Source organism: uncultured Aquincola sp., from assembly GCF_964001545.1.
Taxonomy (GTDB): domain Bacteria; phylum Pseudomonadota; class Gammaproteobacteria; order Burkholderiales; family Burkholderiaceae_C; genus Aquincola.
This window is the reverse complement of the sequence record NZ_CAXFDV010000704.1, coordinates 1-3132: the sequence shown is the minus strand read 5'-3', so window position 1 is coordinate 3132 and position 3132 is coordinate 1. Positions and strand designations below refer to the sequence as shown.

The 3132-nt window shown below is 69.3% G+C and carries 3 protein-coding genes; all 3 read left to right on the top strand.

The genetic code is table 11. From position 1 onward, the window contains the following. On the top strand, window positions 1-820 hold an 820-nt coding region (locus tag ABNT58_RS24740; RefSeq protein ID WP_348756046.1), incomplete at its 5' end, for an acyl-CoA dehydrogenase family protein. Window positions 821-823: 3 nt separating this feature from the next. Beyond that, complete coding sequence (locus ABNT58_RS24735) at window positions 824-2431, top strand: carboxyl transferase domain-containing protein (protein WP_348756045.1); 1608 nt, start codon at window positions 824-826, stop codon at window positions 2429-2431. Window positions 2432-2441: 10 nt separating this feature from the next. Then, the coding region (locus tag ABNT58_RS24730) for an enoyl-CoA hydratase-related protein (protein ID WP_348756044.1) at window positions 2442-3132 on the top strand (691 nt) is incomplete at its 3' end.

Below are 3132 nucleotides of genomic sequence, written 5' to 3'. Positions count from 1 at the left end.
GCTGGTGAGCGGCGAGCATGTGGGCGCGCTGGCGATGAGCGAGCCCAACGCCGGCTCCGACGTGGTGAGCATGAAGCTGCGCGCCGAGCGCAAGGGCGACCGCTACGTGCTCAACGGCAGCAAGATGTGGATCACCAACGGCGGCGATGCCGACGTGCTGGTGGTGTACGCCAAGACGGAGCCAGAGGCCGGTGCCAAGGGCATGACGGCCTTCATCATCGAAAAGGGTTTCAAGGGCCTGGGCTACGGCCAGAAGCTGGACAAGCTGGGCATGCGCGGCAGCAACACCTGGCCGCTCTTCTTCGACAACTGCGAGGTGCCGGCCGAGAACGTGCTGGGCGCCGAAGGCGGCGGCGTGAAGGTGTTGATGAGCGGCCTGGACTACGAGCGCGCCGTGCTCAGCGGCGGGCCGCTGGGCATCATGGCCGCCTGCATGGACGTGGTGACGCCTTATGTGCATGAGCGCAAGCAGTTCGGCCAGAGCATCGGCGAGTTCCAGCTGATGCAGGGCAAGCTGGCCGACCTGTACACCACCTGGCAGGCCTGCCGGGCCTACGCCTATGCGGTGGGCCAGGCCTGTGACCGCGCCGACCACAGCCGCACGCTGCGCAAGGACGCGGCCGGCGTCATCCTCTACACCGCCGAGAAGGCCACCTGGATGGCCGGCGAGGCCATCCAGACGCTGGGCGGCGTGGGCTACACCAACGAGTACCCCACCGGCCGGCTGTGGCGCGATGCCAAGCTGTACGAGATCGGTGCCGGCACCAGCGAGATCCGCCGCATGCTGATCGGCCGCGAGCTGTTTGCCGAGACGATGTAAGCCATGCAAGCCCTGCCTTCCCAAGTCAACACCCGCAGCGACGAGTTCAAGGCCAACGCGCAGCGCATGCGCGAAGCCGTGGAAGACCTGCGCGCCCAGGTGGCCCAGGCCGCGCTGGGCGGTGGCGAAGCCGCGCGCAGCAAGCATGTGGCCCGCGGCAAGCTGCTGCCGCGCGACCGCGTGCAGCAGCTGCTGGACCCCGGCACGCCCTTCCTCGAGATCGGCCAGCTGGCCGCCCACGGCATGTACGACGGCGCGGCGCCCGCGGCCGGCGTGATCACCGGCATCGGCCGCGTGCAGGGCCAGGAATGCATGATCGTGGCCAACGACGCCACGGTGAAGGGCGGCACCTACTACCCGATGACGGTCAAGAAGCACCTGCGGGCGCAGGAGATCGCCGAGGCCAATCACCTGCCCTGCATCTACCTGGTGGACTCGGGCGGCGCCAACCTGCCGAATCAAGACGAGGTGTTCCCCGACCGCGACCACTTCGGCCGCATCTTCTTCAACCAGGCCAACATGTCGGCCCAGGGCATTCCGCAACTGGCGGTGGTGATGGGCTCATGCACCGCTGGCGGCGCCTATGTGCCGGCCATGAGCGACGAGGCCATCATCGTCAAGAACCAGGGCACCATCTTCCTGGGCGGCCCGCCGCTGGTCAAAGCCGCCACCGGCGAGGTGGTGAGCGCCGAAGACCTGGGCGGCGGCGACGTGCACACCCGCGTCTCGGGCGTGGCCGACCACCTGGCCGACAACGACAGCCATGCGCTGTACCTGGCCCGTCGCGTGGTGGCCAGCTTCAACCGCCGCAAGCCCGCCACGGTGACGCTGGAAGCCAGCGAAGAGCCCTTGTACGACCCGGCCGAGCTGTACGGCGTGATACCCGCCGACACCCGCAAGCCCTACGACGTGCGCGAGGTCATCGCCCGGCTGGTGGACGGCTCGCGCTTCGACGAGTTCAAGGCCCGCTACGGCGCCACGCTGGTCACCGGCTTTGCGCGCCTGTACGGCATGCCGGTGGGCATCGTGGCCAACAACGGCATCCTGTTCGGTGAATCGGCGCAGAAGGGCGCGCACTTCATCGAGCTGTGCGCCCAGCGCGGCGTGCCGCTGGTGTTCTTGCAAAACATCACCGGCTTCATGGTGGGCCGCAAGTACGAAAACGCCGGCATTGCCAAGGACGGCGCCAAGATGGTCACCGCCGTGGCCACCGCCCAGGTGCCCAAGCTGACGATGGTGATCGGCGGCAGCTTCGGCGCCGGTAACTACGGCATGTGCGGCCGCGCGTTTGCGCCGCGCTTCTTGTGGATGTGGCCCAACGCACGCATCAGCGTGATGGGCGGCGAGCAGGCCGCCAGCGTGCTGGCCACCGTCAAGCGCGACGGCATCGAGGCCAAGGGCGGCCAGTGGTCGGCCGACGAGGAAGAGCGCTTCAAGGCCCCCATCCGCCAGCAGTACGAAGACCAGGGCCACCCCTACTACGCCACCGCCCGGCTGTGGGACGACGGCGTGATCGACCCCGCGCAGGCGCGGCGCACGCTGGGCCTGTCGCTGGCCGCCGCGCTCAATGCGCCGATCGCGCCGACCAAGTTCGGTCTCTTCCGCATGTGAGGGCGCAGGCATGAGCAGTTGTATAGACATCGAGCACCGCGGCCCCGTGGCCTGGCTGTGGATGAACCGCGCCGAGCTGCACAACGCCTTCGACGAACACCTGATCGCCGAGTTGACGGCCGCCTTGCAGGCGCTGGACGCCGACGAGGCGGTGCGCGTGGTCGTGCTGGCCGGCCGCGGCAAGAGCTTCTCGGCCGGCGCCGACCTGAACTGGATGAAGCGCCAAGGCGCCGCCAGCCAACAAGACAACCTGGCCGACGCCCGCAAGCTGGCCGAGCTGTTCCGTGTGCTGGCCGGCTGCGCCACGCCCACGCTGGCCCGGGTGCAAGGCGCGGCCATGGGGGGCGGCATGGGCCTGGCCGCGGCCTGCGACATCTGCGTGGCGTCCACCGCGGCCAGCTTTGCCACGTCGGAGGTGCGGCTGGGCATCCTGCCCGGTGTCATCAGCCCGTACATGGTGCGCGCCATCGGTGAGCGGCAGGCTTATCGCTACTTTCAAACCGCCGAACGCATCAACGCCGCGCGTGCGCGCGAGCTGGGCCTGGTGCACGAAGTGGCCGAGCCCGAGCAGCTGGACACCGCGGTGCAGGCCCTGGTGGACGCGCTGCTGGCCGGCGGCCCGCAGGCGCAGGCGGCTTCCAAGGACCTGATCCGCGCAGTGGCCGGCCGACCGGTGGACGCGGCCCTGATCGAGGACACCG

Coding starts and splice junctions, on each gene's coding strand:
- ABNT58_RS24735 (WP_348756045.1), top strand. CDS start 824: ATGCAAGCCCTGCCTTCCCAAGTCAACACCCGCAGCGACGAGTTCAAG.